At 72.5% G+C, this 26,784-nt stretch carries 24 protein-coding genes and 1 pseudogene; 11 read left to right on the forward strand and 14 right to left on the reverse strand.

Annotated elements, in window-relative coordinates:
* Nucleotides 1-269: 269 nt before the first annotated feature.
* Both ACLQ2W_RS12185 and ACLQ2W_RS12190 read right to left on the reverse strand, forming a co-directional pair.
* Nucleotides 270-3,194 carry a VWA domain-containing protein gene (locus ACLQ2W_RS12185; protein WP_425786441.1) on the reverse strand — a complete coding sequence of 975 codons (2,925 nt, stop codon included), beginning with the start codon at nucleotides 3,192-3,194 and terminating at the stop codon, nucleotides 270-272.
* Nucleotides 3,195-3,578: 384 nt separating this feature from the next.
* Nucleotides 3,579-4,697, reverse strand: a complete 1,119-nt coding sequence (locus tag ACLQ2W_RS12190) for a glycerophosphodiester phosphodiesterase (protein WP_425786442.1) — start codon at nucleotides 4,695-4,697, stop codon at nucleotides 3,579-3,581.
* A 106-nt stretch (nucleotides 4,698-4,803) separates the two neighbouring features.
* Here ACLQ2W_RS12190 and ACLQ2W_RS12195 point away from each other — a divergent pair, with 106 nt between their 5' ends.
* Nucleotides 4,804-6,138: a TrkH family potassium uptake protein gene (locus ACLQ2W_RS12195; protein ID WP_425786443.1), complete on the forward strand. Its 1,335-nt coding sequence runs from the start codon at nucleotides 4,804-4,806 to the stop codon at nucleotides 6,136-6,138.
* Nucleotides 6,128-6,796 (forward strand): potassium channel family protein, encoded by a 669-nt coding sequence (locus ACLQ2W_RS12200; protein WP_405091306.1) that lies wholly within the window; start codon nucleotides 6,128-6,130, stop codon nucleotides 6,794-6,796. The genes ACLQ2W_RS12195 and ACLQ2W_RS12200 overlap by 11 nt, the downstream gene beginning before the upstream one ends.
* A gap of 80 nt (nucleotides 6,797-6,876) precedes the next feature.
* Here ACLQ2W_RS12200 and ACLQ2W_RS12205 read toward each other — a convergent pair whose 3' ends face one another.
* The 7 genes from ACLQ2W_RS12205 to ACLQ2W_RS12235 form a co-directional block, all read right to left on the reverse strand.
* Nucleotides 6,877-8,505, reverse strand: coding sequence for a serine/threonine-protein kinase (locus ACLQ2W_RS12205; protein WP_425786444.1), 1,629 nt, complete (start codon nucleotides 8,503-8,505; stop codon nucleotides 6,877-6,879).
* A gap of 71 nt (nucleotides 8,506-8,576) precedes the next feature.
* On the reverse strand, nucleotides 8,577-10,127 hold the full coding sequence (locus tag ACLQ2W_RS12210) for a fused MFS/spermidine synthase (RefSeq protein WP_425786445.1): 1,551 nt from the start codon (nucleotides 10,125-10,127) through the stop codon (nucleotides 8,577-8,579).
* 36 nt (nucleotides 10,128-10,163) lie between these two features.
* Nucleotides 10,164-11,204: a coiled-coil domain-containing protein gene (locus tag ACLQ2W_RS12215; protein WP_425786446.1), complete on the reverse strand. Its 1,041-nt coding sequence runs from the start codon at nucleotides 11,202-11,204 to the stop codon at nucleotides 10,164-10,166.
* Between the two features lie 181 nt (nucleotides 11,205-11,385).
* Nucleotides 11,386-12,195 carry an inositol monophosphatase family protein gene (locus tag ACLQ2W_RS12220; RefSeq protein WP_425786447.1) on the reverse strand — a complete coding sequence of 270 codons (810 nt, stop codon included), beginning with the start codon at nucleotides 12,193-12,195 and terminating at the stop codon, nucleotides 11,386-11,388.
* Entirely contained in the window at nucleotides 12,188-12,640 is a 453-nt protein-coding gene (locus ACLQ2W_RS12225) for a response regulator (RefSeq protein ID WP_107161837.1), read from the reverse strand. Before ACLQ2W_RS12225 ends, ACLQ2W_RS12220 begins: the two co-directional genes overlap by 8 nt.
* The gene (locus tag ACLQ2W_RS12230; protein ID WP_425786448.1) at nucleotides 12,637-14,361 is read right to left on the reverse strand and encodes a sensor histidine kinase; all 1,725 of its coding nucleotides are present in this window, start codon (nucleotides 14,359-14,361) and stop codon (nucleotides 12,637-12,639) included. Before ACLQ2W_RS12230 ends, ACLQ2W_RS12225 begins: the two co-directional genes overlap by 4 nt.
* Before the next feature lie 2 nt (nucleotides 14,362-14,363).
* Entirely contained in the window at nucleotides 14,364-15,557 is a 1,194-nt protein-coding gene (locus ACLQ2W_RS12235; RefSeq protein ID WP_425786449.1) for a PP2C family protein-serine/threonine phosphatase, read from the reverse strand.
* Nucleotides 15,558-15,872: 315 nt separating this feature from the next.
* On the opposite strand from ACLQ2W_RS12235, the gene ACLQ2W_RS12240 reads away from it, so the two are divergent.
* The 4 genes from ACLQ2W_RS12240 to ACLQ2W_RS12255 all read left to right on the forward strand — a co-directional run bounded on the left by ACLQ2W_RS12240 (nucleotide 15,873) and on the right by ACLQ2W_RS12255 (nucleotide 20,112).
* Nucleotides 15,873-18,251, forward strand: coding sequence for a M28 family peptidase (locus tag ACLQ2W_RS12240; RefSeq protein WP_425786450.1), 2,379 nt, complete (start codon nucleotides 15,873-15,875; stop codon nucleotides 18,249-18,251).
* 85 nt (nucleotides 18,252-18,336) lie between these two features.
* Nucleotides 18,337-18,939 (forward strand): dihydrofolate reductase family protein, encoded by a 603-nt coding sequence (locus ACLQ2W_RS12245; protein ID WP_425786451.1) that lies wholly within the window; start codon nucleotides 18,337-18,339, stop codon nucleotides 18,937-18,939.
* Nucleotides 18,940-19,318: 379 nt separating this feature from the next.
* On the forward strand, nucleotides 19,319-19,510 hold the full coding sequence (locus ACLQ2W_RS12250) for a hypothetical protein (RefSeq protein WP_425786452.1): 192 nt from the start codon (nucleotides 19,319-19,321) through the stop codon (nucleotides 19,508-19,510).
* 47 nt (nucleotides 19,511-19,557) lie between these two features.
* Entirely contained in the window at nucleotides 19,558-20,112 is a 555-nt protein-coding gene (locus ACLQ2W_RS12255; protein ID WP_425786453.1) for an SET domain-containing protein, read from the forward strand.
* Between the two features lie 17 nt (nucleotides 20,113-20,129).
* Here the strand turns inward: ACLQ2W_RS12255 and ACLQ2W_RS12260 are convergent.
* Together ACLQ2W_RS12260 and ACLQ2W_RS12265 are read right to left on the reverse strand one after the other, a co-directional pair.
* A pseudogene (locus ACLQ2W_RS12260) lies at nucleotides 20,130-20,192 on the reverse strand (type II toxin-antitoxin system RelE family toxin); the annotation flags it as partial.
* The gene (locus ACLQ2W_RS12265) at nucleotides 20,189-20,488 is read right to left on the reverse strand and encodes a type II toxin-antitoxin system Phd/YefM family antitoxin (protein WP_425786454.1); all 300 of its coding nucleotides are present in this window, start codon (nucleotides 20,486-20,488) and stop codon (nucleotides 20,189-20,191) included. The pseudogene ACLQ2W_RS12260 and the gene ACLQ2W_RS12265, both read right to left, overlap by 4 nt.
* A gap of 84 nt (nucleotides 20,489-20,572) precedes the next feature.
* Between ACLQ2W_RS12265 and ACLQ2W_RS12270 the strand changes: the two genes are divergently transcribed.
* Both ACLQ2W_RS12270 and ACLQ2W_RS12275 read left to right on the forward strand, forming a co-directional pair.
* Nucleotides 20,573-21,022, forward strand: coding sequence for a GNAT family N-acetyltransferase (locus ACLQ2W_RS12270; RefSeq protein ID WP_425786455.1), 450 nt, complete (start codon nucleotides 20,573-20,575; stop codon nucleotides 21,020-21,022).
* A 41-nt stretch (nucleotides 21,023-21,063) separates the two neighbouring features.
* Complete coding sequence (locus ACLQ2W_RS12275) at nucleotides 21,064-21,519, forward strand: hypothetical protein (RefSeq protein WP_425786456.1); 456 nt, start codon at nucleotides 21,064-21,066, stop codon at nucleotides 21,517-21,519.
* Nucleotides 21,520-21,648: 129 nt separating this feature from the next.
* On the opposite strand, the gene ACLQ2W_RS12280 is transcribed toward ACLQ2W_RS12275, so the two are convergent.
* The 3 genes from ACLQ2W_RS12280 to ACLQ2W_RS12290 all read right to left on the reverse strand — a co-directional run bounded on the left by ACLQ2W_RS12280 (nucleotide 21,649) and on the right by ACLQ2W_RS12290 (nucleotide 23,178).
* Nucleotides 21,649-21,903: a Smr/MutS family protein gene (locus ACLQ2W_RS12280; RefSeq protein ID WP_013288724.1), complete on the reverse strand. Its 255-nt coding sequence runs from the start codon at nucleotides 21,901-21,903 to the stop codon at nucleotides 21,649-21,651.
* A gap of 55 nt (nucleotides 21,904-21,958) precedes the next feature.
* Nucleotides 21,959-22,321 (reverse strand): tetratricopeptide repeat protein, encoded by a 363-nt coding sequence (locus ACLQ2W_RS12285; protein WP_396769716.1) that lies wholly within the window; start codon nucleotides 22,319-22,321, stop codon nucleotides 21,959-21,961.
* Nucleotides 22,322-22,407: 86 nt separating this feature from the next.
* Nucleotides 22,408-23,178, reverse strand: coding sequence for an ROK family protein (locus tag ACLQ2W_RS12290; RefSeq protein ID WP_107161877.1), 771 nt, complete (start codon nucleotides 23,176-23,178; stop codon nucleotides 22,408-22,410).
* 85 nt (nucleotides 23,179-23,263) lie between these two features.
* Between ACLQ2W_RS12290 and ACLQ2W_RS12295 the strand changes: the two genes are divergently transcribed.
* The 3 genes from ACLQ2W_RS12295 (at nucleotide 23,264) to ACLQ2W_RS12305 (ending at nucleotide 26,711) form a co-directional block, all read left to right on the forward strand.
* Nucleotides 23,264-24,901, forward strand: a complete 1,638-nt coding sequence (locus ACLQ2W_RS12295) for an ABC-F family ATP-binding cassette domain-containing protein (RefSeq protein ID WP_425786457.1) — start codon at nucleotides 23,264-23,266, stop codon at nucleotides 24,899-24,901.
* Between the two features lie 38 nt (nucleotides 24,902-24,939).
* A complete protein-coding gene (locus tag ACLQ2W_RS12300; RefSeq protein ID WP_405091321.1) occupies nucleotides 24,940-25,257 on the forward strand; it encodes a hypothetical protein in 318 nt (105 codons plus the stop codon).
* 728 nt (nucleotides 25,258-25,985) lie between these two features.
* Nucleotides 25,986-26,711 carry a methyltransferase domain-containing protein gene (locus ACLQ2W_RS12305; RefSeq protein WP_425786458.1) on the forward strand — a complete coding sequence of 242 codons (726 nt, stop codon included), beginning with the start codon at nucleotides 25,986-25,988 and terminating at the stop codon, nucleotides 26,709-26,711.
* Nucleotides 26,712-26,784 lie beyond the last annotated feature (73 nt).

Genomic DNA, 26,784 nt, shown 5'->3' on the forward strand with positions numbered 1-26,784 from the left:
GAGGATTGTCAGTTGTCGGCTCACGCTAGAAGTGACGTCACCCACGAGCTATGTGGTCGACGCACACAAGTGCCCGGGACGGGATGGCCGCACGTTACAACCCCGGACATCGGCACGTAACCCGGCCGACCCGGGATGGCCCGCCCCACCACGCGGAACGCGGCCACGGTGTCGCTCCCGCCCATCGCGCCCCGCGTACGCGCGGCGGCCCGGCGGGGAACTCCCCGCCGGGCCGCCCGGTCAGCCGGTCACCGGCCGACGCCTCCGCCTCACATCGTCCGGCGTCGCCGCCAACCCAGGACGGTCAGCACCACACCGGCCGTCGTCGCCAGCGCGCCACCACCGATCAGCCCGGTCAGCTTCATGCCGGTGACCGGCAGGTGCTTGCCCGGGTGGAACGGCGGGAACGGCTTCGCCGCCATCCGGTTCGTGAAGGTGCAGGTGATGTCCTGCCCCCGCGCCGGGGTGACCACGCCGTCCAGCACCGGCACCCGGGTGTCGGTGCCGGTCAGCACGCACTCCGGCGGCCCGGCCTGCTGGTAGCCCCTCGGACCACCGGACTCGCTCAGCCGGTAACCCACGCCGACCTGCACCGGCACCGAGGTGACCTCGGGGCTGCCGGACGGGCCGCTGATCGGGGTCGCCGCGTTGGTCGGTGCCGCGGTCAGCGTCCACTCGGTCGGGGCGGCCTTGCCCCAGACCTTCTTGACCAGGGTCAGGTGTGCCCCGTTCGGGTCGAGCTGGCCGTTGCGCCAGGTGCAGGTGTACGCGCGGTCCGCGGCCGGGGTGAGCACGTTGCCCGGCGTGGGCGCCGGCTCGCCGGTGTCGTTGAAGACGCAGCGCAACTCCGTCAGCTCGTACCCGGCCGGACCGCCGCTCTCGCTGAGGCCGTACGGCACGCCGGCCGTCACCTCGACGCCGGTCACCGCCGGCTCGCCGCTGCGCCCACTGACCGGGTTCGCGCCGGAACCCTGCGGCGGGGTGGCGCTGAGCACCCAGTCGGTCGGCTTCGCGGTGCCGCCGTGGGTGTTGCGCACCTCCTTGACCAGGGTCACCTGTGCCGCCTGGGCCTGGTTGACCGCGACGCAGACCACGGTCTGACCGATCTGCACGGCCACCTGGCCGTTCTCGCCGCCGAAGTCGGGGTTGACGCCCGGTCCGCTGCGGTCGCGGACCCCGCAACTCCAGCTACCGGTGGCCGGCGGCTCGATCACCGCACCCGGCACCACGGTCTGGGTGAAACCGGGAACGGTGCTCTCGCCGAGCGAGTAGACGGCGCCCTCGACGACCGGGTGGGCCGGGTCGCCGCTCTTCACCGTGAACCCGTTCGGCCCGTACGCGGTCAGGTCCCAGGCCGTCGCCGGCGGCGCGGGCAGACCGTACGGGTTCTGCACGGACTTGGCCAGGATCAGCTTCGTCTCGCAGGTCACCGTGTTGGTGATCTGGTAGGTGTTGGTGCCGGCGGCGAGCGTCTGCTCACCGAGGGCGCCGCTGGCCGTGTTGGTGCACCCGGGCGGCAGCGCGGTGATGGTCTCGTCGATGACGACCGACTGCCCCGCCTGGAAGGTGCTGTACGCGACGCCCCAGGCCGGCTGGTCCACGCCGGGCAGCACCAGCGCGGCCTGGATGGAGACGTCCTGCTGCGGGTCGGGGACGCTCTGCCCGTTGACCACCCAGGTCTTGTTCACCACCACGGTCGCCGGCTGCGGCTCGGCCTGGTTGATCATCACGCAGGCCACCGCGTCGTTGGCCAACGCGTTGACGCTGAACCCGAATTCGCCGTTGTTGGCCACCAGCACCGGTTGGCCGCCGGCCGTGCAGGTGGCGTTGACGCCCTCCTGCTGGACAAGCGAATATCCGGCCCGCGGGGTCTCCGCGATCGCCACCGCCCGGCTGGGCTGCCCGTTCAGGTCGACGGCAAGGTTGACCGCGCCGGTGGAGGTGTCGGTGACGGCGCTCGGCGGGGTCACTCCGGTGCTGCTGGACGAGATGGTCCAACCGCCGGTCGGCTGCGGGTCGCCGCCGCCCGGTGGGATCACCATCTTGACCACGCTGACCGTGCCCCGGCAGTTGTCCAGGGCGAGTTCCCGGAAGACGGCGGCGAGCTGGTCGTAGTCGGTCTGGTAGTAGTCCGAGTTGGCGACCGGGCCGGAGATCGCGACCAGGTTGTCGGGCGCGCCGGAGACGCCGGCGCCCACACCGACCGCGACGACCCGGGTCCCCTTGGCCTTCACCGCGTTGGCGGAGAAGATGCCGTTCTCCACCTCGACGAACCGGGTGAAGCTGCCGGTTCCCTGGACCGGCGGCGGGCCGTACACGGTGGGGTTGCCGTCGGTCAGGATGATCACGGCGTCGTAGTCGTAGGGCGCGGCGGCGATCTGCCACAGCCCCTGGTCCCAGTTGGTGGTGCCACCGGCGGTGAGGCCGTTGATCGCCGCCTTGACCGTGTTCGCGCCGCTCTGGTCGGAGACCGGGATCGGGTTGAGCACCGCGGAGGCGTCGGTCGCGAACGTGTAGAGCGCGACCTGGGACGGGGTGCCGGTCAACGCGTCGACGAAGCCGTTCGCCGCGTTCTTGACCACCGGCAGGTCGGGCCGGATCGACCCGGACACGTCGATCAGCAGCGCGACGCGCAGGCCGCAGGAGGCGGGCAGGGCCGGGTTGTCCCGCTCGTCGGCCCACACCGCGCCACGCGCGGTCCGGTTCGTGTTCCCGGTGGTCACCGCCGGGAAGGTGTACGTCAGGTTGTTGGCCACCGCCCCGGTGAACACCCCGTGGTACGGCGTGGACTGGTAGGGCGCGCTGCCGCCGTTGCCGGTGACCAGGCTGTCGACGATCCGCCAGCCGCTCGGCGCGCTGCGCTCGACGATCCAGTAGCCCTGGTTGGTGCCGGTCCGTCCCGGCACGTCGACCGAGCACTTGCCGCTGGCGTCGGTGGTGCAGGACGCGTCCGGCGTGGCACCCGGGCCGGGTCGGGTCCCGCTGACGCCCGCGTAGAAGTCGAAGGTGGCGCCGGCCAGCGGCCCGACGGTCTGTTCCCCGGTCCGGTCGCCACCCTTGTTGACGACGAGCGTCGCGTTGTCGGCGTCGGCGGCGCGCGCCGGCGTCGCCGCGTGCGGTCCCGCCAGCGGCACCAGGCCGCTCACCAGAGTCAGGACGGCGGTCGCGCACCAGCGGCGCCGCCCACGTGTCATCGTGAGAATGGACATTCACAACCCCCGTACATGCCTGCCCCTGCCGCGAGGCAACCAGGCCAGTATTGGGGTATATGTCCGTTTGTCGGGCCGCTTCGCCGATGGTGAGCGTCCGTCACCTCCGCTCGCCCTCCCTGCCCCGGCCCGATAGCCCCCGACTCCCTAGCAACTTGATGGCGTAGGTGACATCACGTTGCTAGGCGCCACGCGGGCCACTTTCCCTCGCCGCCTTCGGAGCTGATAGCAGCAACGACTCACCCGCCGATCCTCGTGGCCCGACGCCGCACCCTGGCTCATGCCCTACCGGCCGCCGAACGCGCGCCGGGGCGCCCGCGCGACACGGGCGCCCCGAACGAGCCGACGAGCCAACGAGCCGACTGGGCGTCAGCGGCCGGCGCGGGCGGCCACCGCCGTGTCCGGCTGGTCGGCGAACGCGCCGTCCAGGCCCAGGCCGAAGAAGAGTTCGTACTCGGACGTGATGTCACCGCGCGCGTTCGGGTCGGCGCCGAGCCGGAAGTCGGCCGGCAGGAACTGGTTCTCGGCGCGGAACGTCCAGGCGTGCACCACCAGGTGCAGCCGGTGCGCGTCCCGGATCACCGAGGTCGGCGCCAACAGCCGGCCGGCGGCGTCGCGGGGCACGATCAGGTTCTTGTTCAGGCCGACGCCGTCGGCGTACCGGGACACCCAGGCCAGGCCCGCGGCGGTGGCCAGATCGGCGTAGGTCCGGCGGTCCCCGGCTGCGGTGAAGTCATAGGGTGCGCCGGTCGCGTCCATGAGCTGCACCAGCCGCACGTCGGTCATCGTGTGGAGCTTGCGCAGGTTGGCGGTCTCGAAGCTCTGCACGAAGACCGGGTCGTTGCGGTGGGTCAGCTTGTTCTTCCGCAGCGTCGCGACCAGCGGCTCCTCCAGCGCGCGCCCGATCGACGCGAAGTAGGTCGGGTGCTTCGTCTCCGGGTAGATGCCGATGGTCCGGCCGCGTGCCTTCGACTCGGCCCGCGCCAGGTCGATGACCTCCTGGAACGTCGGGATCTCGAACTGGCCGTCGAACGCGGTGTTGGTCACCCGCACCTGGGGCAGCCGCTCCTTGGCGCGCAGCGTCTTCAGCTCGGCGAGCGTGAAGTCCTCGGTGAACCAGCCGGTCACCGCCACCCCGTCGATGGTCTTCGTGGCCCGGCGGGCGGCGAACTCGGGGTGGGCCGCCACGTCCGTCGTACCGGAGATCTCGTTCTCGTGCCGGGCGACCAGGACGCCGTCCTTCGTCGACACCAGGTCCGGCTCGATGAAGTCGGCGCCCTGCCGGATCGCGAGCCGGTAGGACTCCAGGGTGTGCTCCGGGCGGTAGCCGCTCGCGCCGCGATGACCGATCACGATCGGCCGTTGGGTCGCGCGGGGACGCTCGGCGCGCGGGTCCGGGCCGGCCTGGGCGGCCACGGCCGGCACCACCACGGCCGCGGCCGCGAGCAGCGCGCCGGCCACGCCGAGGGCAGAAAGGGTACGTCGCAACGCCGTCTCCTGTCGTCGATGGGTACGCACAGCAGACCCGGCGCGGTTGACGTCCAGTTGGTCGGTTCCTGACCTGCCGGTGAATCTCCGGACGGAAGATGACCTGATGCGCCGCCTGCTCCGGAAGCCGGTCCGGCTGGTGCCGCTCGGATTCCTGGCGGTGATCCTGGTCGGCACCGGGCTGCTCATGCTGCCCTGGGCCACCCGTACGCAGCACTGGACGCCGTTCGAGACCGCGCTGTTCACGTCCACCTCGGCGGTCTCGGTGACCGGCCTGGCGGTGACCGACACCCCGAACTACTGGACCGACTTCGGGCTCGTGATGATCACCGTGCTCACGCAGCTCGGCGGTCTCGGCATCCTGACCGGCGCGTCCCTGCTGATCCTGGCCGTCTCCCGTCAGCTCGGACTGCGCAACCGGCTGCTGGTGCAGGCCGAGACCGCCGAGTTCGGCCTCGGCGACGTACGCCGGCTGCTGCTCCGCATCGCGGCCACCGTCTTCGTCACCGAGGCGCTGATGACCGCCGTGGTCGGCGGGCGCTTCTGGCTGGCCTACGACTACCCGCCGGGGCGGGCGCTCTGGTACGCGGTGTTCCACTCGGTCCAGGCGTTCAACAACGGCGGCTTCGCGCTCTACTCCGACGGGCTGGTCGCCTTCGCCCGGGATCCGTGGGTGGCGTTGCCGCTCGGCGCCGGCGCGATCATCGGCGGGCTCGGCTTCCCGGCGTTGTTCGAGGCGTCCCGGGAGTGGCGGCGGCCGGGCCGGTGGGCGGTCGCCACCAAGCTCACCGTCTGGGGCAGCCTGGTGCTCACCGTCGGCGGCTTCGGCTACCTGCTGCTGGCGGAGTGGACCAACCCGGACACGATCGGCCGGTTCGACGTGCCGGGCAAGGTGCTGGCGACGTTCACCCAGATCGCGCTGAGCCGCACCGGCGGCTACGACGTGATCCACGTCGGGCACCTCACCGACGAGAGCTACCCGATGCTCATCGCCCTGATGTTCATCGGCGGCGGCAGCGCCAGCACCGCCGGCGGCATCAAGGTCTCCACGTTCTTCCTGCTCGGCTTCGCCATCTGGGCGGAGCTGCGCGGCGAGCCGGACACCACGGTCGGGCACCGCCGGGTGTCCCCGGCCAGCCAGCGGCAGGCGCTGACGGTCGCGCTGCTCAGCGTGGCGCTGGTGGCCGCCGGCACGGTCGGCCTGATCGCGATGACCACGCACGTCCGTTTCTACGCCGCGCTCTTCGAAGTCACCTCCGCGTTCAGCACCACCGGTCTGACCGTCGGCCTCGCCCAGCGGCTGTCGGCGCCCGGCCAGTACGTGCTGACCGCGCTCATGTACATCGGTCGGATCGGCCCGCTCACGCTCGGCTCGGCGATCGCGTTGAACACCCGACGACGTTTGTACCGCTACCCGGAGGAGCAACCCATTGTCGGCTAGACACGCGGACGACACCGGTGTCGTCGTGATCGGCCTGGGCCGGTTCGGCCACCACCTCGCCAGCTCGCTGGCACGCCTCGACCACGAGGTGCTCGCCATCGACCGGGACCCGGCCCGGGTCCAGCGGTGGTCGGCGGAGCTGGACCGGGTGGTGCAGGCGGACGCCACCGAGGAGATGGCGTTGCGGCAGCTCGGCGTGGCGGACTTCCACCGGGTGGTGGTGGCCATCGGCGCCTCGGTCGAGGCGAGCGTGCTCACCGTGCTGGCCCTGGCCGAGCTGGGCGTCCCGCAGATCTGGGCGCGGGCCACGTCGGACAAGCACGCCAAGATCCTGCACTCGGTCGGCGCGCACCACGTGGTGTTCCCGGAGGCCGAGACCGGTGAACGGGTCGCCCACCTGATCGTCAGCCGGATGCTCGACTTCATCGAGTTCGGCGACGACTTCGCCATCGCCAAGGTACGGGTGCCCGCGCCGCTTGTCGGACGCGCGCTGCGCGAGCTGTCCCCGCAGGAGCATTACGGGGTGATGGTGGTCGGCGCGAAGCTGCCCGGCCAGCCGTTCCGCTACGCCGGGCCGGAGACGGTGCTGGCGCCGGAGAGCGTGCTCATCGTGGAGGGCAGCATCACCCAGGTGCAGCGCTTCGCGGCGCTGACCTGACCGGCGCGGACCCCGACCCGACCGTCAGCCCTTCGGTCCCTTGCCCTTGCCCTTGCCGTGCCCACCCCCCTTCGGCTGCTTCACTTCCCTTTTCCCTTACCGCTCTCCTTGCCGCCCTTGCCCTTGGGCTTCGGCGGCTCGGCCTTGGGCTTCGGCGCCGGCTTCGCCCTGGTCGGCCCGCTCTTCGCGGCCGGCTTGGCGGCCGGCTTGACCGGCGCCTTCGTCGTCTTCGGCGCGGTGGTGATCGGCACCGAGCCGGCGATGCCCGACACCTGCACGCCGCACGTGCTGTTGTCGAGCTTGAACTCCACCGGCAGCGTGTTGCTCCCGGTGTAGCGCCCGCTCAAGGTGAGCTTCGTCGACGCGCCCGGTGCCAGCGTCGCGTCCGGCTTCGGGGCCGCCACCGACACGGTGCGCCCCACCTGCCGGACCGGCGGTTGCGCCGCGGTGACCGCCTGCTTGCCGGGGAAGCTGAAGCTCATCGTCCAGCCGCGCAGCTCCCGAGGGCCGGTGTTGGTCAGCGTCAGCTCGGCGGAGAAGTCCTTGCCGGTGTCGCGGCGCAGCGAGTAGTCGACCGCGCAGGGCACCGGCTCGGGCAGGCCCATCCGCGCCTCGGTCGGCTCCACCCCGCCGCTGGCCGGGCTCCGCGACGTCAGCCCCCACATCGTCGCGGTCACCGCGAGCAGACCGGCGGCGGCCACCCCGGCCTCCACCTTGCGCCGCCGGGCCGCCGCCCCCCGGGTCCGGGTGCGGATCGCCGAGTACGGCACCGCGTCGGTCGCCGCCGACCAGGGCAGGATGGTGGTGCCGGCGTTCGCCATCAACGCCGGGTCGATGCCGCCGAACGCCGGTGACACCGGCACGATCGACGCGATCCCCACCGCCTCGGCGAGCGTACGGGCCACCTCGGCGGTGGGCGGGCGGTCCTCGGGGCGCTTCGCCAGGCACCGGTGCACCAGTTCGCCGACCTGGCCGGGAAGGCCGGGCACCGGCGGCATCGGGTCCGGGTCGCGGTACATGTGCGCGCGCAGCATCTCGGTTGTCGTGCTGGCCTGCCACGGCAGCCGGCCGGTGAGCATCCGGTAGAGCAGCAGGCCGACCGCGTAGATGTCGGTGGCGGGCGAGACGTGACCGTTGTCCAGCCGTTCCGGGGCCAGGTAGGCGGGCGTGCCGAGCAGCGCGCCGTCCGGCCCCTTGTCGCTCTCCCCCACCAGCGCCGAGATCCCGAAGTCGACGACCTTCACGCCGGTCGCGGTGAGCATCACGTTGCCGGGTGTGACGTCCCGGTGCACCACGCCGCGGGCGTGCGCGGTGGCCAGCGCGGAGGCGACCTCCGCGCCGATGGTCAGCGCCTCCCGCCAGGGCAGTTGCCCGTCCCGGCCGAGCCGGCTGCTGAGCGGGCCGCCGTCGACCAGCTCCATGACCACGTACGGCACGGTCAGCCCGACCTGGACGGACTCGCCGTAGTCGTACACGTTGGTGATGTTGGGGTGGCAGAGCCGCGCGGCGGCCTGCGCCTCGACGCGGATCCGGTGCCGGAACGCCTTGTCGCTGGCGAGCCGGGAGGCGAGCACCTTGACCGCCACCTGCCGGCCGAGCACCTCGTCGTAGCCGCGCCAGACCACCGACATGCCGCCGGCGCCCAACTGCTCGACCAGGCGGTACCGCTCACCGAGCAGTTGCACGCCGTTCCTGACCGGTCCACCCATGGTCGGTGCAGTTGCCCGAAGTGGCCCCCGCTACACCTGGACTGTCGGAATCGGTCAGAAACATCACCCGATCAGGCGGTCGCGAGGAGTTGGTCCACCGGGGCGTAGTCGTCCGTGAGCACCCGCGCGTCCCCGATCCACTCGGCGGTCGCTGCCTCGTCGAGCAGCTCGGCCAGCTCCGGGAGCGGCTTCAGGCCGGGCGGGATCGCGGCCAGCGGCAGCGGCGCGTCCGAGGCGACGATCACGAAGTTCGCGCCCTGCCGGCCGTCGACCGCGTCCGGCGGGGCGATCAGCGCGACGTGGTCGAACACGGCGGAGACGGTGGCCAGCTCGGCCCGGATGAACCGGCCCGGCGGGTAGTCGATGACGTTCTGCACGTAGATCCCGTCCGGGCGGAGCACCCGGCGGATGTCGGCGGCCATCTCCCGGGTGGCCAGGTGCCACGGCACCACCAGGTGGCCGAACGCGTCACCGACGATGAAGTCCCGGCTGTCGGTCGGTTCGGCGCGCAGCAGCACCCGGGCGTCACCCACCCTGGCGGTCAGCTCCGGGCCGGTCCGCAGGCCCAGCTCCCGCCGGTCCAGCTCGACCAGGCCGCCGTCGACCTCGAAGACCAGGTTGTCGGTGCCCGGCCGGGTGGCGGCCAGGTAACGCGGCACGGTGAAGCCGCCGCCGCCCAGGTGCAGCGCGTCCATCCGCTGCTCCGCGGGCCGCGCCACGTCCGCGACCAGGCCGATCCACTGGGTGTACGCGTACTCCAGGTGTCTCGGGTCGGTCAGGTCGACGTAGGAGTGCTGGGCCGAGTTGAGGTAGAGCGTGCGCCCGTCCGTCCGGTCCGGGGCCGCCTCGACCCGGGCGCAGTGGTAGGCGGTCTCCACGTCGCACGGGTTCGGCGCCGCCGCGCTGAGCCCCGCGGCGGCGAGCCCGATCAGCGCCAGCGCCGCCTTGGCCCGGCCCGGCGTGGACAGCGCCGCGCCGGAGCGTCGCCGCAGCCAGAACCCGAGCGCCAACCCGGTCACGCCGAGCACCGCGGCCAACGCCAGCACGATCACCGAACTGGGCAGCGCCGCCACCAGGATGAAGCCGGTGCCCAGCGTGGCGGTGATGCCGCCGAGCGTGCCGATGCTGGACAGCTTGCCCACCACCTGACCGGTGCGGCGCAGGTCGGCGAGCTGGAGCTTCACCACCAGCGGGGTGATCCCGGCCAGCAGCGCGGCCGGCAGCAGGACGGTCAGCGCGGTCAGCAGCAGCACCGCGCTCGCCGCGCCGCCGCGCAGCGCCTCACCGGCGTACCTGACGATGGGCAGGGTGACCGCGGTGGCGATGCCGGCCAGCACCAGCGCCGGGGCGAGCAGGGCGCGCGGGTCCCGCCGGTCGGCGAGCCACCCGCCCATCCACGCCCCGTACGCGATGGCGGCCAGCGCCATGCCGATGACCGAGCTGGTCACCTGGAGCGTCACCCCGACGTACGGGCCGACCAGGCGCAGCGCGACGGTCTCCAGCACCAGCACCGCCCCGCTGGAGAGGAAGACCAGGAAGGCGGCCAACCCGTTCGGCAGGGCCCGGGGCGGGGCCGGCGTCTCGGTCGCCGGCGCGGCGACGATGTCCGATGTGCTGCTCACCGTGGCGAGGTTACGCGGCGTTCCTGACCGTTCGGGTCAGTACATCGAGATGTGAACATGGTTTGTGTGGTCGGCGGCCGGACTGCCGCCCCCGCTGTACGCCCGCCAACCGGTGTTCGGCATCCAGATCTGCCGGTACCAGATCACGTACATGATGCCGAGCCGGCCCGCGTTGTTCTTCGCCCAGTTGGCGAGGCTGTCGCCGTACGACTTGTCGCCGCCGGTCGCGGTCTTGTCCTCGAAGCCGCCGCTGGCGGCGGAGAAGTCACAGGCCCGCCCCTTGGGGTGCTCGCCCCCGCCGCCGCTGCGGTGGCAGGACGCGTACCGCTTGTACCCGGCGGCTTGGGCCTGCTGGAGCATGTGCAGCGTGCGTGGCGTGATGCAGCCGTCGGCCGGCGTCGGGTCGCTGACCGAGCAGGACTCCGACGGCCACGACCCGTCCGAGTTGCGCGGCGCCGGCTTGGCCGACGAGGAGCTGCCGCTGAAGCCGGAGCCGGCGCCGGAGCTGACCTTGGCGAGCGCGACCTCGGCGTCCTTCTTCTTCTTGGCCAGCACGGCGAGCTGCTTCTGCTGCTCGCGCACCTCGGCGTCGAGGGCCAGTTTCGACTCGGTCGCCTCGGCCTTCGCGTCGGCCAGGTCACCGAGCCGCTTGCTGTCCCGGTGGGCCATCATGTCCAGCTCGGCGGCCCGGTGCAGGAAGTCGTCCGGCCCGGAGGCGGCCAGCAGCATCGACGCCGGGGTCAGCCGGCCCTGCCGGTAGGACTGCACGGCCACCTCACCGGCCTGGGCGGTCAGCCCGACGAGGCGTGCCTCGATGTCCTTGAGCTGGGCGGCCAGCGCGCTCTGCCGGCGCTTGGAGTTGTCCAGCCGGTTCTTCGCCTCGATGTGGCCCTTCGCCGCGGCCTCCAGCGCGTCCCGGAGCTTCTTGCTGCCGCCCTCGTCGGGGGCGTTCGGGCTGGGCGCGGCGGCGGCCGGGCCGGCGGTGGCGAGGCCGGCGCCGAGCAGCACGGCCGTCGCGGCGAGCAGCGCGAGCAGCGACCGGCGGACGCGCCGGCCGGTGAGCCTGGTCCTGGGCACGTGATGGTCCTTCCGTCGACCGCCGGCCCCCGATTCGACCGTGCGCGGCGGCGGCTCCACCGGCGCCGGGCGGCGGCCTGCTGGCGGAGACCGCCGGTCACGATACCGGACCGGACGCGCCGCGCCAGGCCGGTGACCGCCCGGGACACGCAACGTCGACGCAGCGTGCCGCCGTCGACGCTCAGCGTGCCAGCAGCGCCGCGTACACCTCGTCCCAGATCTCCCCGCTGGCCGCGACCAGCAGGCCCCGACCCTCGTCGGCCGGGTGGTAGTCGGTGCCGTCGAAGCGGCGGGCCACCCCGCCGGCCTCCCGCACCAGCAGCGTGCCGGGGGTGTGGTCCCACGGCAGCGTGCGCCAGAACAGCACGAACTGCTGCGCGCCGGTGAGCACGTCCAGGTATTCCCGGCCGGCGCAGTGCTGGCCGGGCAGCAACTCGCCGATCCGACGGCCCCCGGCCTCGACGTCGCGGCGGAAGTCGGCGGGCAGGAACTTCGTCATCGCGGTGCCGCGCAACGCGCCCACCTCGGGCACCGGCCGGTCGGGCCGGACGGGCGTGCCGTCCAGCCGGGTGCCCGCGCCGAGCCGGCCGGCCGCCATCGTGTCGTCGAGCGGGTCGTAGACCCAGGACGCCGCCGGTACGCCGTCGGTGAGCAGCGCCACCATCAGCGCGAACGGCCGCTTCCCGGCGGCGAAGTTGGCGGTGCCGTCGACCGGGTCGACCAGCCAGACGTCACCGTCGCCGCGCAGGTGCCGGAGCAGGTCCGGATCCTCGGCGACGCCCTCCTCGCCGACCACCACCGAGCCGGGACGCAACCGGCGCAGCCCGTCGGAGATGAGCTTCTCGGCCTCACGGTCGGCGACGGTGACCACCTCGCCGGGCGCCTTCTCGGAGATGTCGGACGGGTCGAGCCGACGGAACAGCGGCACCACGACCTCGGCCGCGGCCTCCCGCAGCAGCCCGGCGACGTCGTCCAGCAGGGGGTCAGCCACGCGGCGGCAGCTTGACCACGCTGACGAAGAACTCGTCGATCTGGCGGACCACCGAGATGAAGCGCTCGAAGTCCACCGGCTTGGTCACGTAGGCGTTGGCGTGCAGCTGGTAGCTGCGCAGGATGTCCTCGTCGGCCTGCGAGGTGGTGAGCACCACGACCGGGATCCGGCGGAGGTGCTCGTCCTTCTTGATCTCCTCCAGCACCTCCCGGCCGTCCCGGCGGGGCAGGTTCAGGTCGAGCAGGATCAGGTCGGGCACCACCGCGTCGGTGTACTGGCCCTCCCGGCGCAGGTAGGCCAGCGCCTCGGCGCCGTCGGAGACGACCGTCAGGCGGTTGCGGAGCTTGTGCTCCTCGAACGCCTCCTGGGTCATCAGCACGTCGCCCGGATCGTCCTCGACGAGCAGGACCTCGATCGGGCTCTTGCCGTCCGCAGGCGCCGTCATCCCACCGTCTCCTTCATGCCACCGTTGGTTTCGTGCCGGTCCGCCGCCACGGGCGCCTCCTCGCTTGCCGCGCCGTCCGGCTGCCGGGCGACGTCCACCGGGGCGTCCTCGGCCGACCCGGCGGCCCCGGTCTCCTCCGCCGCCGCGTTCTCGGCCGCCTGCGCGGCCTCGACGTCGGCCTCCAGCGCGGGCAGCGTGAACCGGATGGTGGTGCCTTCCTCGGCGTCGGTGTCCACCCAGACCCGGCCGCCGTGGTATTCCACGATCTTCTTGACGATCGCCAGCCCGATGCCGGTGCCCGGGTACGCGTCCTTCGAGTGCAGCCGCTGGAAGATCACGAAGATCTTGTCGGCGAACTCCGGCTCGATGCCGATGCCGTTGTCCCGGCAGCCGATCTCCCACTCGCCGTCGACCAGCCGGGCCGACACGTGCACCTTCGGCGGCACGTCCGGACGGCGGAACTTCACCGAGTTGCTCACCAAATTGACCAGCAGGTTGGTCAACAACGGCTCCTCGCCGCGGATGGTCGGCATCTCGTCCCAGGTCAGCTCCGCGTCGGCGTACTGCCGGGCCGCCTCGGTCTGCCCGGCCACGTCACCCATCACCCGGTTCAGGTCGACCTCGGTGAAGCCGGTGGTGAGCCGGCCGATCCGGGAGAACGCGAGCAGGTCGTTGATGAGCCGCTGCATCCGCTGCGCGCCGTCCACCGCGAACGCGATGTACTGGTCCGCCCGCTCGTCGAGCTGCCCGGCGTAGCGCCGCTGGAGGAGCTGGCAGAAGCTGGCCACCTTGCGCAGCGGCTCCTGGAGGTCGTGCGAGGCCACGTACGCGAACTGCTCCAGGTCACGGTTGGAGCGGGTCAACTCCTCGGCCTGCTTCTGGAGCTGGTCGTTCACCCACTCGATCCGCTCCCGGGCCTGACGCACCTCGTCCAGATCCTGGGCGATCTTCTGGCGCATCTGGTCGATGTCGTCGGCGAGCCGCAGGAACTCCGGCGGGCCGGAGCCGGAGATCCGGTGCTGGTAGTCCCCCTCGGCCACCTCGCGCACCTGACCGACCAGCGCGGCCAGCGGACGGATCAGGATGCGGTCGAGCGAGACCAGCATGACCGCGCCGGCCACCGCCACCACCAGCGCCGCGATGATCAGCAGCATGACCAGCGTGTTGCTCGTCGAGTTGACCCGGTCGGCGGTCTGCTTCCGGACGGTGAGGATCTCGTCCTGGAGCGTGGTGACCGACGCCCTTATCCCGTCGAACTGCTGCCGGGTGCGGTCGGTGATCAACGCCTGGCCGGCGGCCGGGCCGCTGCGCTCCGTGGTCGCGATCACCGGCTCGGCCACCTGGGCCCGCCACTGCGCGGTCTGCTGCTCGACCACGCCCACCTCGCGGCGCACGTCCGGGTAGCCGGCGGACAGACCACGGATCGAGGTGATCAACTCCTGCTCGCGCCGCACGCCCTCCTGATAGGGGGTCAGGTCGTTGCGGTCGCCGTTCACCGCGTACCCGCGGACCGCGGTCTCCTGGTCCAGCAGGACGCTCATCAGCTCCTGCGCCTGGACCCGCAGCGGGCCGGTCCGGAGCAGCACCGCGTCGATGTTCTGCCGGTTCTTCGCAGCGACCGCCGCCTCCGCGGCGGCCAGCCCGAGCAGCAACGCGAGGACCACGCCGAGCAGCGCGGCCACCCGCCGCCGCAGCGTCCACCCCTGCTGGTACCTCTGCACGGTCAGCGCCCCCCGCCCCGGGTCACCAACAGCATCGCCACGTCGTCGGCGAGCGGACCGCCGTTGATCTGCTCGGCGCGGCCGACCAGCCACGCGGGCAGCTCGGAGAGCGGCACCGCCCGGTTGGCCGGGTCGGCGAGCAGGCCGGTCAACCCGGGCACGTCGAGCCGTTCGTCGCCGCCGTCGACGCGACCCTCGATGAGGCCGTCGGTGTACATCAGCAGGGACCAGTCATCGGTTTCGAACTCCAGGTCGAAGGCAACGGGACGACGGGGCCGGACGCCGAGCAGCAGCCCGCCCTTGGCCGGCACCGGGGCGACCTTACCGCCGCTGAGCAGCAGCGGCGGCGGATGACCGGCGAGTCGCACGGTGGCCCGCGCGGACGCCAGGTCGAGGCGGGCGGTGGCCACCGTCGCGAAGATCTCCTGGAGCCGGCGCTCGCTCATCAGCACCTGCTCCAGCGCCGGCAGCACCTCGTCGTCCGGCACGCCGGCCAGCACCAGCGCCCGCCAGGCGACGCGCAGCTCGACGCCGAGCGCCGCCTCGTCCACGCCATGGCCGCAGACGTCGCCGACGATCAGGTCGATCCGGTCCGGCCGGGTCTGCACCACGTCGTAGAAGTCGCCGCCGATCAGCGCGGCGTGCCGGCCGGGCCGGTAGAACGTGTGCACCGACACCTCGTCGGTGGTCATCAGCGGCTGCGGCAGCAGACCGCGCTCCAGGCGGGCCGACTCGGCCTGGCGCAGCTCCACCTCACGCAGCCGGCGGGCGTTCTCGTCGGCGCGCTTGCGCTCCACCGCGTACCGCAGCGCCCGGGTCAGCAGCACACCGTCGACCTGGCCCTTGACCAGGTAGTCCTGCGCGCCCTCGGCGACCGCCACGATGCCCAGGTGCTCGTCGGAGCGGCCGGTCAGCACGCAGACCGCGGCGCCGCTCGCCATCTCCAGCACCCGGCGCAGCCCGTCCAGGCCCTGCGCGTCGGGCAGACCCAGGTCGAGCAGGACGCAGTCGACGCCCATCACCCGCTGGCGGGCCTCGCTGAGGCTGGTCGCGACCAGCAGGTCGATCATCGAGTTGGTCTCGGCGAGCAGCTCGCCGACCAGGAAGGCGTCGCCCTCGTCGTCCTCGACCAGCAGCACCCGCAGCCGCTCGCCGGGCGGCAGGCCGCCGGGCAGCCCCGCGCCGGCCCGGGGCACGACGGCGGCACCCGGAACGCCGGTCCCCCGGTGCGGCCGGGCCACCGCCGCGAGTCGCGGGAGGTCGCTGGTGATGACGTGCTCCTTCCGAGCGCCGTGGGCGATCCAGGCTAAGACAACCGGCCGCACCCCACCCGACCGCCGTCGGCAGAGGCGGTCGGGTGAGCCCGTCCACCCGGACAGCGACGCGGCCGACCCCCGATGTTACGCGGGAGCGCGACCAGTCCGGCAGCGCACCGACCGGGGAGTGCCGCCACGACGGGCGGGGGTGCAGGATGATCCCCACCCCCGTAGATCCACCCCCGAGGAGTCCCCGTGGGCGCACCCCCCACCCGCCCCGCCGACCGGGCGTTCGCCAAGCCCCGCCGCCGGCTGCCCGCCGCCGTCGCCGCGCTTGTCGCGCTGCTCGCCGTCGGGGCGGGCGTCCTGGTCACCCTGTCCACCCCGGCGCCGCGCCCGGCCAACGCGCCGGCCGGCGAGTTCAGCGCCGCGCGGGCGTACCGCAACGTCGAGGTGATCGCCGCCCGGCCGCACGTGGCCGGCAGCGCGGCCAACGACCAGGTCCGCGAGCACCTGGTCGGCACGCTGCGCGGGCTGGGCCTGGAGACCGAGGTGCAGGACGCGGTGGCGCCCGAGGCCGGGCAACTGTCCGGCGCGGCCGGCGGCGCGACGCTGGCCCGGGTCCGCAACGTGGTGGCCCGCCTCCCCGGCACCGACCCGACCGGCAAGGTCTTCCTGGTCGCGCACTACGACTCGGTGCAGACCGGGCCGGGCGGCAACGACGACGCGGCCGGCACCGCCACCATCCTGGAGGTGGCCCGCGCGCTGACCACCGGCCCGCGCCCCCGTAACGACGTGGTCTTCGTGCTCACCGACGCGGAGGAGGCGTGCCTCTGCGGCGCGGCCGGCTTCGCCGCCGACCATCCGCTCGCCGCCGACGGCGGGGTGGTGCTCAACCTGGAGGCGCGCGGCTCCACCGGCCCGGTGATCATGTTCGAGACGTCCCGGAACAACGCGAAGCTGGTGGACGTGTTCGGCCGGGCCGCGCCGCACCCGGTGGGCACGTCGTTCGCGGTGGAGATCTACCGGGCGCTGCCCAACGACACCGACTTCACCGCGTTCTCCGACCGCCGCTTCGCGGGCTTGAACTCCGCCTACATCGACGGCGGCGCGATCTACCACACCCCGCTGGACGTGCCGGCCCGGATGGACCGGGGCAGCCTCCAGATGCACGGCGACAACGCGCTCGGCCTGGCCCGCGAGTTCGGCCGCACCGACCTCGGCGACCTGCGTGCCGGCCACGACGACACCTACTTTCCGGTGCCGGGCGGGCTGGTCCGCTACCCCGGCGGGCTGACCCTGCCGCTGGCGGTGGCCGCGCTGCTCGCCATCGGCGCGCTCGGCTGGCTGCTGCGCCGCCGGGGCCGGGCCACCATCGGCACGCTCGCCGCCGGGGCCGGGCTGGCCCTGGTGCCGGTCGTCGTGGCACCGCTGGGCGCCTGGCTGCTCTGGGCCGCGATCACCACGATCCGACCGGGGTACGCCGAGCTGCTCGACCCGTACCGCCCGGTCTGGTACCGCCTCGCGGTGGTGGCGCTCGCCGCCACGGTGCTCCTCTGCTGGTACGCGCTGCTGCGCCGCCGCGTCGGCCCGGCCGCGCTGGCGTTCGGCGGGCTGCTCTGGCTGGCCCTGTTCGGCGTGCTGCTCGCCGTGCTCGTACCCGGTGGGGCGTACCTGACGACCCTGCCGGCGCTGGCCGGCGCGGTCGCCGGCCTCGCGGCGCTGGCCACCCGCCTGGACGGCCCGTGGCCGGTGGTCGCGGTGACGCTGGCCGGCGCGGTGGCCGTGGTGGTGCTGCTGCCCCCGGTGGTGCTGCTGTTCCCGGCGCTCGGCATGGGCATGGGCGCGGTGGCCGCGCTCGTCGCGGTGCTGCTCGGCCTGGCCCTGCTGCCGGTGGTGGACCTGCTGCACCCGCGCGCCGGCGGCCAGCGCGGCCTGCTGGCGCTGCGGGCCCGCCGCCTCGGCGCGCTGCCGGCCGGCGCGGCGTTCGTCGCGGCGGTGACGCTCGCCGGGGTCGGCCTGGCCGTCGACCGCTTCGACGCCGCGCACCCGGTGCCCACCCACCTGATGTACGCGCTGGACGCCGGCTCGAAGAAGGCGGCCTGGCTCAGTCACGAGGACATCCCGCAGCCCTGGACCGACCGCTACGTCGACCGGACCATCTCGGTGGCCGACGACTTCCCCGGCCTGGGCGACGGCGAGCTGCGGGCCGGCCCGGCCCCGGCGGCGTCGCTGCCCGCGCCGAAGCTGGAGACGCTCGCCGACACCCGCAACGGTGACCAGCGCGTGCTGCGGGTGCGGGTCACGCCACAGCGGACGGTACGGCTGCTCACGCTGCACGTGGACACGCGCACCGCCACCGTCCGGTCCGCCTCGGTGGCCGGGCGGGACGTGCCGGTGAAGGCGCGCGAGGGCCGGTGGGGCTTCGGGATCGTGTTCCACGCCCCGCCGCCGGAGGGCGTCGAGGTGACGTTGACGCTGACGACCTCGGCGGACACGGTCAACCTGCGCGCCATGGACGCCAGCGACGGGTTGTCCGCGCTGCCCGGCTTCCGGCAGCGGCCGGCGACCGTGGGCGTGGTCGGCTCGCACACCTCGGAGATGTTGGCGGTGGCCCAGACGTACGCGATCTAGATTTTTTTCCGGACGGATGTCGAGGGAGGCCGGCCGGCTTCTACTCCCGGGTGAAGGCTGATGCTGCGACCCGAGGAGAAACCCGATGAGCACGGTGACCACCGGCGCGACCATGTCCCTGGACGGCTACATCGCCGACGCCTCGCACGGCGGCTTCGACCACCTCTTCCGGTGGTACAACAACGGCGACGTGGCGGTGCCGACCGCCAACCCCGAAATGACGTTCCGGACGTCGGCGGCCAGCGCCGCGCACATCCGGGCGCTGACCGAGCGCACCGGCGCGCTGGTCGTCGGCCGCACGCTGTTCGACATCACCAACGGCTGGGGCGGCCGGCACCCGCTGGACATGCCGGTGGTCGTGGTGACCCACCGGGTGCCGGCGGGCTGGGCGCCCGAGAGCGAGTCGTTCGTGTTCGTCACCGACGGCATCGAGCGGGCGGTCGAGCGGGCCCGCGCCCTGGCGGGCGGCAAGGAGGTCGGCGTGAACGCCGGGACGATCGCGCGGCAGGTGCTGGAGGCGGGACTGCTCGACGAGGTGCACGTGGACCTGGTGCCGGTGCTGCTCGGCGACGGGATCCCGTTCTTCTCCGGGCTGGGCATCGCGCCGGTCGAGTTCGACGGGCCGTTCCGGGTGGTCGAGGGCGTCGACGTCACCCACCTGGCCTACCGGGTACGCCGACCGGCCTGATCCTTCGTCGCCCCGGCCTCCCGATCACCACGGAGGGCTGGGGCGAGGTCAGATCGAGCGGCGCGCGATGCCCGGTCGCTTGGGTGGCCGGAGGTGTTGCTCCTTGTGCTGCCGGACCATCTCGTCCCACACGTCCTGAGGAAGGCCATGTAGATCGACAGGGACACCCGCGCACGGGCGAACTCGGCCAGTAGCTCGCGGCGACGTGCGGGACACGGCCAGGGCAGGGCACACCCGGCACATGTCCAGAGGGGCAGAACAGGTCCGTGGTCCGTCACCGCCTCATCGCATCACAAGGAGTTGCCTTCGTACAACCCCCTTGGCAGTTGTCTTACCCTATTTAATTTACTGCAATACCCTGAGGTCATACCGTCGGATCGTGGAGCTGCTCGGGTTGGATGAGATCCGCGATCTGCTGGGCGGGATCAGCAAGCAGCGGGCCACGATCATCGTCGGCCGGAAGGGATTCCCCGACCCGCTCGTCACCTTGAAGATGGGCCGCGTCTGGGACGGCAAGGCCGTTCGATCGTGGATCGCCAAGAACCGTCCCGGCCCGACCGACGAGGACTGATCGTCCCCTCGCATTGAGTTGCCCGGGCAGCGGGGAGAAGTTGACGGGTGTGGAACACACCGGAACCGGACTGCTGGCTTCACCCGGACGCCGAGGTCCGTCCGTCCGGGATCTCGGGTGAAGGCCTGTTCGCCCGTGCTCCCCTCCCCGCCGGGACGCCGGTGTCTCGGCTCGGCGGTCGACTCGTCACCGACGCGGAGTTGCGCGACCTGCTCGCCCGACCGGACCGGCCCTACATCGACACCATCACGGTGGACGATCTGCACCTCGTCCTGCCGCCCGGACGTCCCAACGGCAAGGGCAACCACGGCTGCGACCCGAACCTGTGGTGGGACGCGCCCTTCACCCTGGTCACCCGCCGGGACGTCGCGGCCGGCGAGGAACTGACGAACGACTACGGCACCAGCACCGGCACCGCCGATTTCGTCATGGCGTGCGGATGCGGCTCGGCGCGCTGCCGTCGGATCGTGACCGGCGACGACTGGCGGCTGACAGACCTCCAACACCGGTACGGGAACCACTGGGTTCCCGCTCTCCTGACTCGGATTCAAAGGTCGCAGCCCATCAACTCATCCGGGCTGACACGAGCGGATCAGGAGTAGACGTCTATCCGGTGTCCGAAGATGTTCCGCGGCTGCTTGTGCAACCACACCAGCACGTCGCGGTCGATCTGGACCTTCATGCCGCCTCACCGTTGGCCCGGTCGGCCAGGAGGGCCTCCACCTCCTTCGGGTCGACCCCGAGCGACTCCAGGGCAGCAGAAAGCGGCACGAACTGACCGTCCGCGCGGGACCGAGCGATCACCTCCGAGTCCCGACGGTCCCGAAACGCCTCGATCTCTTCCCACTCGTCGATGCCTACCAGCACGGCGACGGGTCGTTCGTACTTGGTGATGATGACGGGCTCGCCGGTGCGTTCGACCGCTTCCAGCACGCGACCAACGCCGTCGCGAAACTCTCGTAGCGTCATCGTCGTCATGTACCGCACTGTACCACGCGGTACCGTTCAGCAGATCAATAACCTCCTGGCCTGGCGCGCACCATGCTCGCTACGCTGCCCCGCATGCGGCTGGCGAAGATCACCCCCGACAACTACGAGGCGGCTCTCGCACTGTCGGTACGCCCCGACCAGGAGGATCTGGTGGCGCCGGTGGTCAAGTCGCTGGCCGAGGCGTACGTCTTCCCCGAGCACGCCTGGCCGCGACTGGTCTACGACGGTGACCGGCTGGTCGGCTTCCTGATGGCGTTCTTCGACATCCCGTGGGGCGACAACCCGGACGACCTGCGGGCCGGTCTCTGGCGGCTCAACATCGCGGCCGACGCGCAGGGCCACGGGTACGGCCGGTTCGCGGTAGAGGCGGTGTGCGAGGAGATCCGGGCCCGGGGCGGCGACCGGGCGTACGTCACCTGGGAGCCACGCCCCGGCGGGCCGGAGCCGTTCTATCTCAAGCTGGGCTTCCGGCCGACAGGTGAGCAGAGCGGCGGCCAGACGGTCGCCGTCCGGGACCTCTAGGCACCTCCCGGTGTCGGCCCTCGCTGGCATGATCCACACCCGTGGGCATTCTCTGTGACTACTTCTCGGCTCCCACCGACGAGACAGCCGCCGCAGTCGCCGACGTCCTTGGTGGTCCGCGCGCCGCGTCCGAGCCCGGGTTCGACGTCGTCGAACTGAAAGGGCTCGAACCGACCGTGCAGCTCGGCACGCTGGAGGCGCTCCTGACCGGCGTCGACTACGACGTCGTGACGCGGAACCCGAGGCAGGGCAAGGCTGTCGCGATCCACAATGACGGCGAGGTGCTGGTCATCTCGCTGACCGACGAGCTGCGCGCCGCGCTGGCTGCCGCCTCGGAGAGCCGGCTCCGCGAGGTGGCTGCGCCCTGGTCCGAGACCGAGGAGTTCTGGGGGCAGGCGGAGCCGTCGATCCTCGCCGAGGCCCTGATCGAGCTGGCGGGCCTGGCCCGTCGAGCGGCGACCCGCGGCGAGCGGCTGTACTGCTGGGTCTGCGTGTAGCTCCACCACCGCTGAAGATCTTGGTATGGAATGGCCCCTATGGGGGCCGTTTCGTTCCAAGATCTCGAAGGAAGTCACCACCTCGGCGAAGTGGAGTGGATCAAGCGCGAGCGGGCAGATGAGCGGGCGCTACTTCCAGCGGAAGTGGACGAAGAGGCGGCCGAAGTTCTTCGAGTCCTTCTCGACGCGGTGGTAGAGCTGCTTCACGTCCTTCTGGTCGAGGAAGCGCAGCACCTTCTTCTTCAGCGCGCCGGAGCCCTTACCCGGGATGATCTCCACGAGCGTGGCCTTCTTCGCCACCGCCTCGTCCATGATCCCGCGCAGCGCGCGGTCGATGTCGTGGCCCTTGTTGTAGATGTCGTGGAGATCGAGCTTCAGCTTCACGAGTCCATCCTAGGTACGCCGAAGGGCAGCCCAGCCGGGCTGCCCTTCGGGAGAACTAACGACCGACCCGGCTCTCCACCCGCTTGAGGGCGGTGGTGTAGTCGGCGTTCGTCGAGTACATCGCCGCCGCGATGCGCAGGTGCCGCAGCGCGTCGGCCGGCCGGTTCATCCGCTCCAGCGTCCGGCCCAGCACGTGGTGCGCGTAGTGGTCGCTGGGGTCCCGGTCGACCAGCTCGCGCAGGTGCTCCTCGGCGCGGTTGAGCTGCGCCGACTGGAAGTACGCCCGGGCCAGCAACTGCCGTACCGAGGAGTTGTCGGGCTCCGCCTCGATGATCGGCTCCAGCAGCCGGGCCGCTCCGGTCGGGTCCCCCGAGTCGAAGAACATGGTCGCCCGCCGGTACTCCGCCAGAAGGTCCACTCGACCCACCTCCTCGTGTCGCGTCAGCCCTTTGTCCGACGCTGGCACAACACCGGCGGAAGCGCGAGTGTTCCACGGGGTAAGGATCAGGGCGTGGGGTCGTACCTGTCGCCCACCAGGTCCCAGGCCCGGACACCACCCACGATTCCGGCTGTGTTCGGGACGACCACGACGTCGTCCCCCATCCGGGCCACCTGCTCCGGCCGGATCAGCCGCGAGTTGCCGCCGCCCAGGTAGAGCCGGTCCCAGTGGAACACCGGCCGCAGGCCGTCCACCACCTGCCGGATCCGCCGGGACCAGAACGCGTCACCGAGGCGCCGCCGTTCCGGCTCCCCGACGTACGTGTCGTAGGTGGTGTTCCACCGCACCGGCGCGTGCGACAGCTCCAGGTGCGGCGCGATGGTCCCGCCGTCGAAGAGCGCGCTGCCCAGCCCGGTGCCGAGCGTCAGCACCAGCTCGCAGCCGGTCCCGGCGACCACGCCGGCGCCGTGCACCTCGGCGTCGTTGAGCACCAGCGCGGGCATCCCGAACGCCTCGGCCAGCGCGCCGCGCGCGTCGTACCCGGACCATTCCGCGACCAGGTCCGGGTCGACGCGGCTGCGCGGCCCGGCGCGGGTCACGTAGTGCGGGGTGGCCACCACGACGCCGTGCCGGATCATGCCGGGCATGCCGACGGTGAGCCGGTCCGCCGCGGGCAGCCGGGCGCCGAGATCCAACAGCGTCCGCACGAACAAGGTCGGGGGCAGCGGGTACGGCGTGGGCACACGCAGCGGGCGGGCCCGCATGGTGCCGGCGGCGTCCAGCACGGAGGCCTTGATCCCGCCGCCCCCGCAGTCGATCGCCAGTGTGGTCGCCACGGCTGTGAGTCTCCCTCAGCGGTGTACCTGCCCGAGCGCGGGTCACGGTAATCCGGATGCGCCCGCCGGTAGGCTCGGTGACCTGATGAGCGCCACGTTGATCGCCAAGGATCTCACCGCCGGCCACGGTGACCGTCTCCTCTTCGAAGACCTGAGCCTGGTCGTCGCGCCCGGCGACGTGATCGGCCTGGTCGGGGTGAACGGCGCCGGCAAGTCCACGCTGCTGCGCACGCTCGCCGGGCTCCAGCCCCGCGAGCAGGGTTCGGTGGCGTTGAGCCCGCCCGGTGCCACGGTCGGCTACCTGCCGCAGGAGCCGGAACGTCGGCCGGGTGAGACGGTCCGGGACTTCCTGGCCCGGCGTACCGGCGTGACCGCCGCGCAGGCCGCGCTGGACGCCGCCACCGAGGCGCTGACCGCCGGCGCGGCCGGCGCCGACGACGCGTACGCGAATGCCCTGGAAGGCTGGCTCGACCTCGGCGGCGCGGATCTGGACGAACGGGCCGAGCAGGTCGCGGCCGAGCTGGGCCTGGACGTCGGCCTGGACCATCCGACGACGGGGCTCTCCGGCGGGCAGGCGGCCCGCGCCGGGCTGGCGTCGCTGCTGCTCAGCCGCTACGACATCTTCCTGCTCGACGAGCCGACCAACGACCTCGACCTCGCCGGGCTGGACCGGCTGGAACGCTTCGTCACCGGGCTGCGCGCCGGCACGGTGCTGGTCAGCCACGACCGCGAGTTCCTCACCCGCACGGTCAACCGGATCGTCGAGCTGGACCTACACCAACGGCAGGTCAACCACTACGGCGGCGGCTACGCGGCCTTCCTGGAGGAGCGCGCCGTGGCGCGCCGGCACGCCCGCGAGGAGTTCGAGGAGTACGCCGACACGAAGGCCGACCTGGAGGCGCGCGCCCGGACCCAGCGCGCCTGGATGGAGAAGGGCGTGAAGAACGCCCGGCGCAAAGCCACCGACAACGACAAGATCGGCCGCAAGTTCCGGACCGAGTCGACCGAGAAGCAGGCCGCGAAGGCCAAGCAGACCGCCCGCCTGATCGAGCGGCTGGAGGTGGTCGACGAGCCGCGCAAGGAGTGGGAGCTGCGGATGGAGATCGCCGCCGCGCCCCGCGCCGGCGCCGTCGTGGCCTCGCTCCGAGGAGCCGTGGTACGCCGGGGCGGCTTAACGCTCGGCCCGGTGGACCTCCAGATCGACTGGGCGGACCGGGTGGCGATCACCGGGGCGAACGGCTCCGGCAAGAGCACGCTGCTGGCCGCGCTGCTGGGGCGGCTGCCGCTGGACGAGGGGCACGCCGCGCTGGGGCCGGGCGTGGTGGTGGGCGAGGTGGACCAGGCACGCGGGCTGTTCCTCGGCGACCAGCCACTGCTCGACGCGTTCGCCGCCGCCGTACCCGATCTCAACCCGGCGGACGTCCGCACGCTGCTGGCCAAGTTCGGCCTGCGCGCCGACCACGTGCTGCGGCCGGCGGCGACGCTGTCCCCCGGCGAGCGGACCCGGGCCGCGTTGGCGCTGCTCCAGGGTCGCGGCGTCAACCTGCTGGTGCTCGACGAGCCGACCAACCACCTCGACCTGGCCGCGATCGAGCAACTGGAGTCGGCGCTCGCCACCTATCCCGGCACGCTGCTGCTGGTGACCCACGACCGGCGGATGCTGGACGCGGTGAGCGTGAACCGGCGGCTGCGGGTGAACGAGGGACGGATCGCCGAGGACTGATCCGTGCCGACCGGCCGGCCCGGGGCCACAATGACCTCATGCTCAAGTGGGAGTACGCGCTGCTGGTCCGCCGCCGCCAGGCGGCCGCCACCGACGCCGGGTGGGAGATCGTCTTCATCTGGTACGGCCCGGACGGCTCCATGATCGACGTGACGCCGTACGGCGACACCGCGCTGGCCCACCTGAACCGGGCGGGTGACCAGGGCTGGGAGCTGGTCTCGATGAGCGAGGACCCGTCCCTGCCCGGCAACGCCGAGCTGCACCGCTACCACCTCAAACGCCCGAAGCCGGCCTCCCCCCAGCCCCGCCAACGCATGCGCCCGACCCGCCCCACCCGCCGAACCCTCCCCACCTGACCCACCCTCTCCTCCCTTCGCGCCCTCCCCCACCCCCTCCCCCACCCCCGGCCCCTCCCCCGGCCCCTCAGGGTTGATCATGAAGTTGGCGGCAGCCGCTGCCCGTTTTGCCCCCGCCAACCTCATGGTCAACGGGCCGCCCGGCCGCGCGACCCCCACCCGTATGGCTCCCGAGCAGCCCGGTCAATCCGGCCGACCCAGGTCCGGCCCGATCAGCCCTGGCCCGCTCAGCCCTGGCCCGCCCCGGCCCGGCCCGCCCCGGCCCGCCCCGGCCCGCGGGAGTTGACCAAGGAGTTCGCGTCAGTGGACAGCGCATCCGACGACACAAACTCCTTGATCACTCCGGCGGACCCCGGCTAGGCATCGGGCGGACCCGGGGACCTCCCGCTGGGCTCGGCCGGGCACGGCTGGGCACGGCTGGGCACGGGCTGGGCACGGCTGGGCACGGCTGGGTGCCGAACCGGGCCGGCTGGTTCGGTTGGCCCGGCTCGACACCGGCTGGGCCCCAGGCCGGGGCGGGCGAGGGTAGGGACGGAGGGCTTGTTGACCAAGGAGATTGCGTCTGGAGCGGCGGGCGCGGGAGACGCGAACTCCTTGATCACGGGAGCGGGGGGTGATGAGCGAGGACGGGGGAGGGCGGGACGGGGCGGGGGTGGGGGCGGGGCGTCCGGCCGCAGGTGGGCGTGTATCTGGGCGGAATGGGGGTAACGCGCCGCCGGAGGTGGCGCATGGTGGCGATGGGGCAGGCCGCGCTCTCGGGTGAGCGGCTCCGGCAGGCCGACGGCTTCCTCGCCGAGGCGTGGGCCGACCTGGCCGAGCACGACGAGCGGTTGCGCGGGACGACGGTCGAGGTGCGGTTCGACCGGGGCGTGGCGCATCTGACCGGCGAGGTCGACGATCCGGCGCAGCTACGGCTGGTGCGCGAACTGATCGGCAGGTTGTCCGGGGTGCTCGGGGTGTGGTGCCGGGTCGCTGTCGCCGGCCGTCCGCCGGTGGTCGTCGACCTGGGCTGCGGGGCGACCAAGCAGTGGCCGGGCAACCTGGGGCTGGACATCTATCCGGCGCCGGGGGTGGACGCGGTCGCCAACCTCTCCGGCTCGCTGCCGCTACGCGACGACTCGGTGGACGTGTTCTTCGCGGTGCACATCGTCGAGCACCTGATCGACTTCCTGCCGCTCTTCGACGAGTGTCACCGGGTGCTCCGGCCCGGCGGCGTGCTGCACGTGATGAGCCCCTGGTGGCGGCACGTCAACGCGGTGGCCGACCCGACTCACGTCCGCCTGCTCGACGTCCAGACGTTCAAAGGTATCTGCGGTCAGCGCCCGCCCGGCGCCCCGCGCTGGTATCCGCTGCACGTCGGCTGCGACGGCGCTTCGGTCTTCGCCGACCTGACCCCGCTCCCCCCGAACGCCCCCGCCCCACCCCTCTCCCACCTGGCCCGCTTCTTCGACTGACTGTGAGCATGGCGGGGTCGGTTCAGCGGTGGTGAGCTGATAGCTGGCAGCAGTGGGTGTGACTCTTCGTCTG

Source organism: Micromonospora sp. DT227, assembly GCF_049841835.1.
In the GTDB taxonomy this organism is placed as follows: domain Bacteria; phylum Actinomycetota; class Actinomycetes; order Mycobacteriales; family Micromonosporaceae; genus Micromonospora.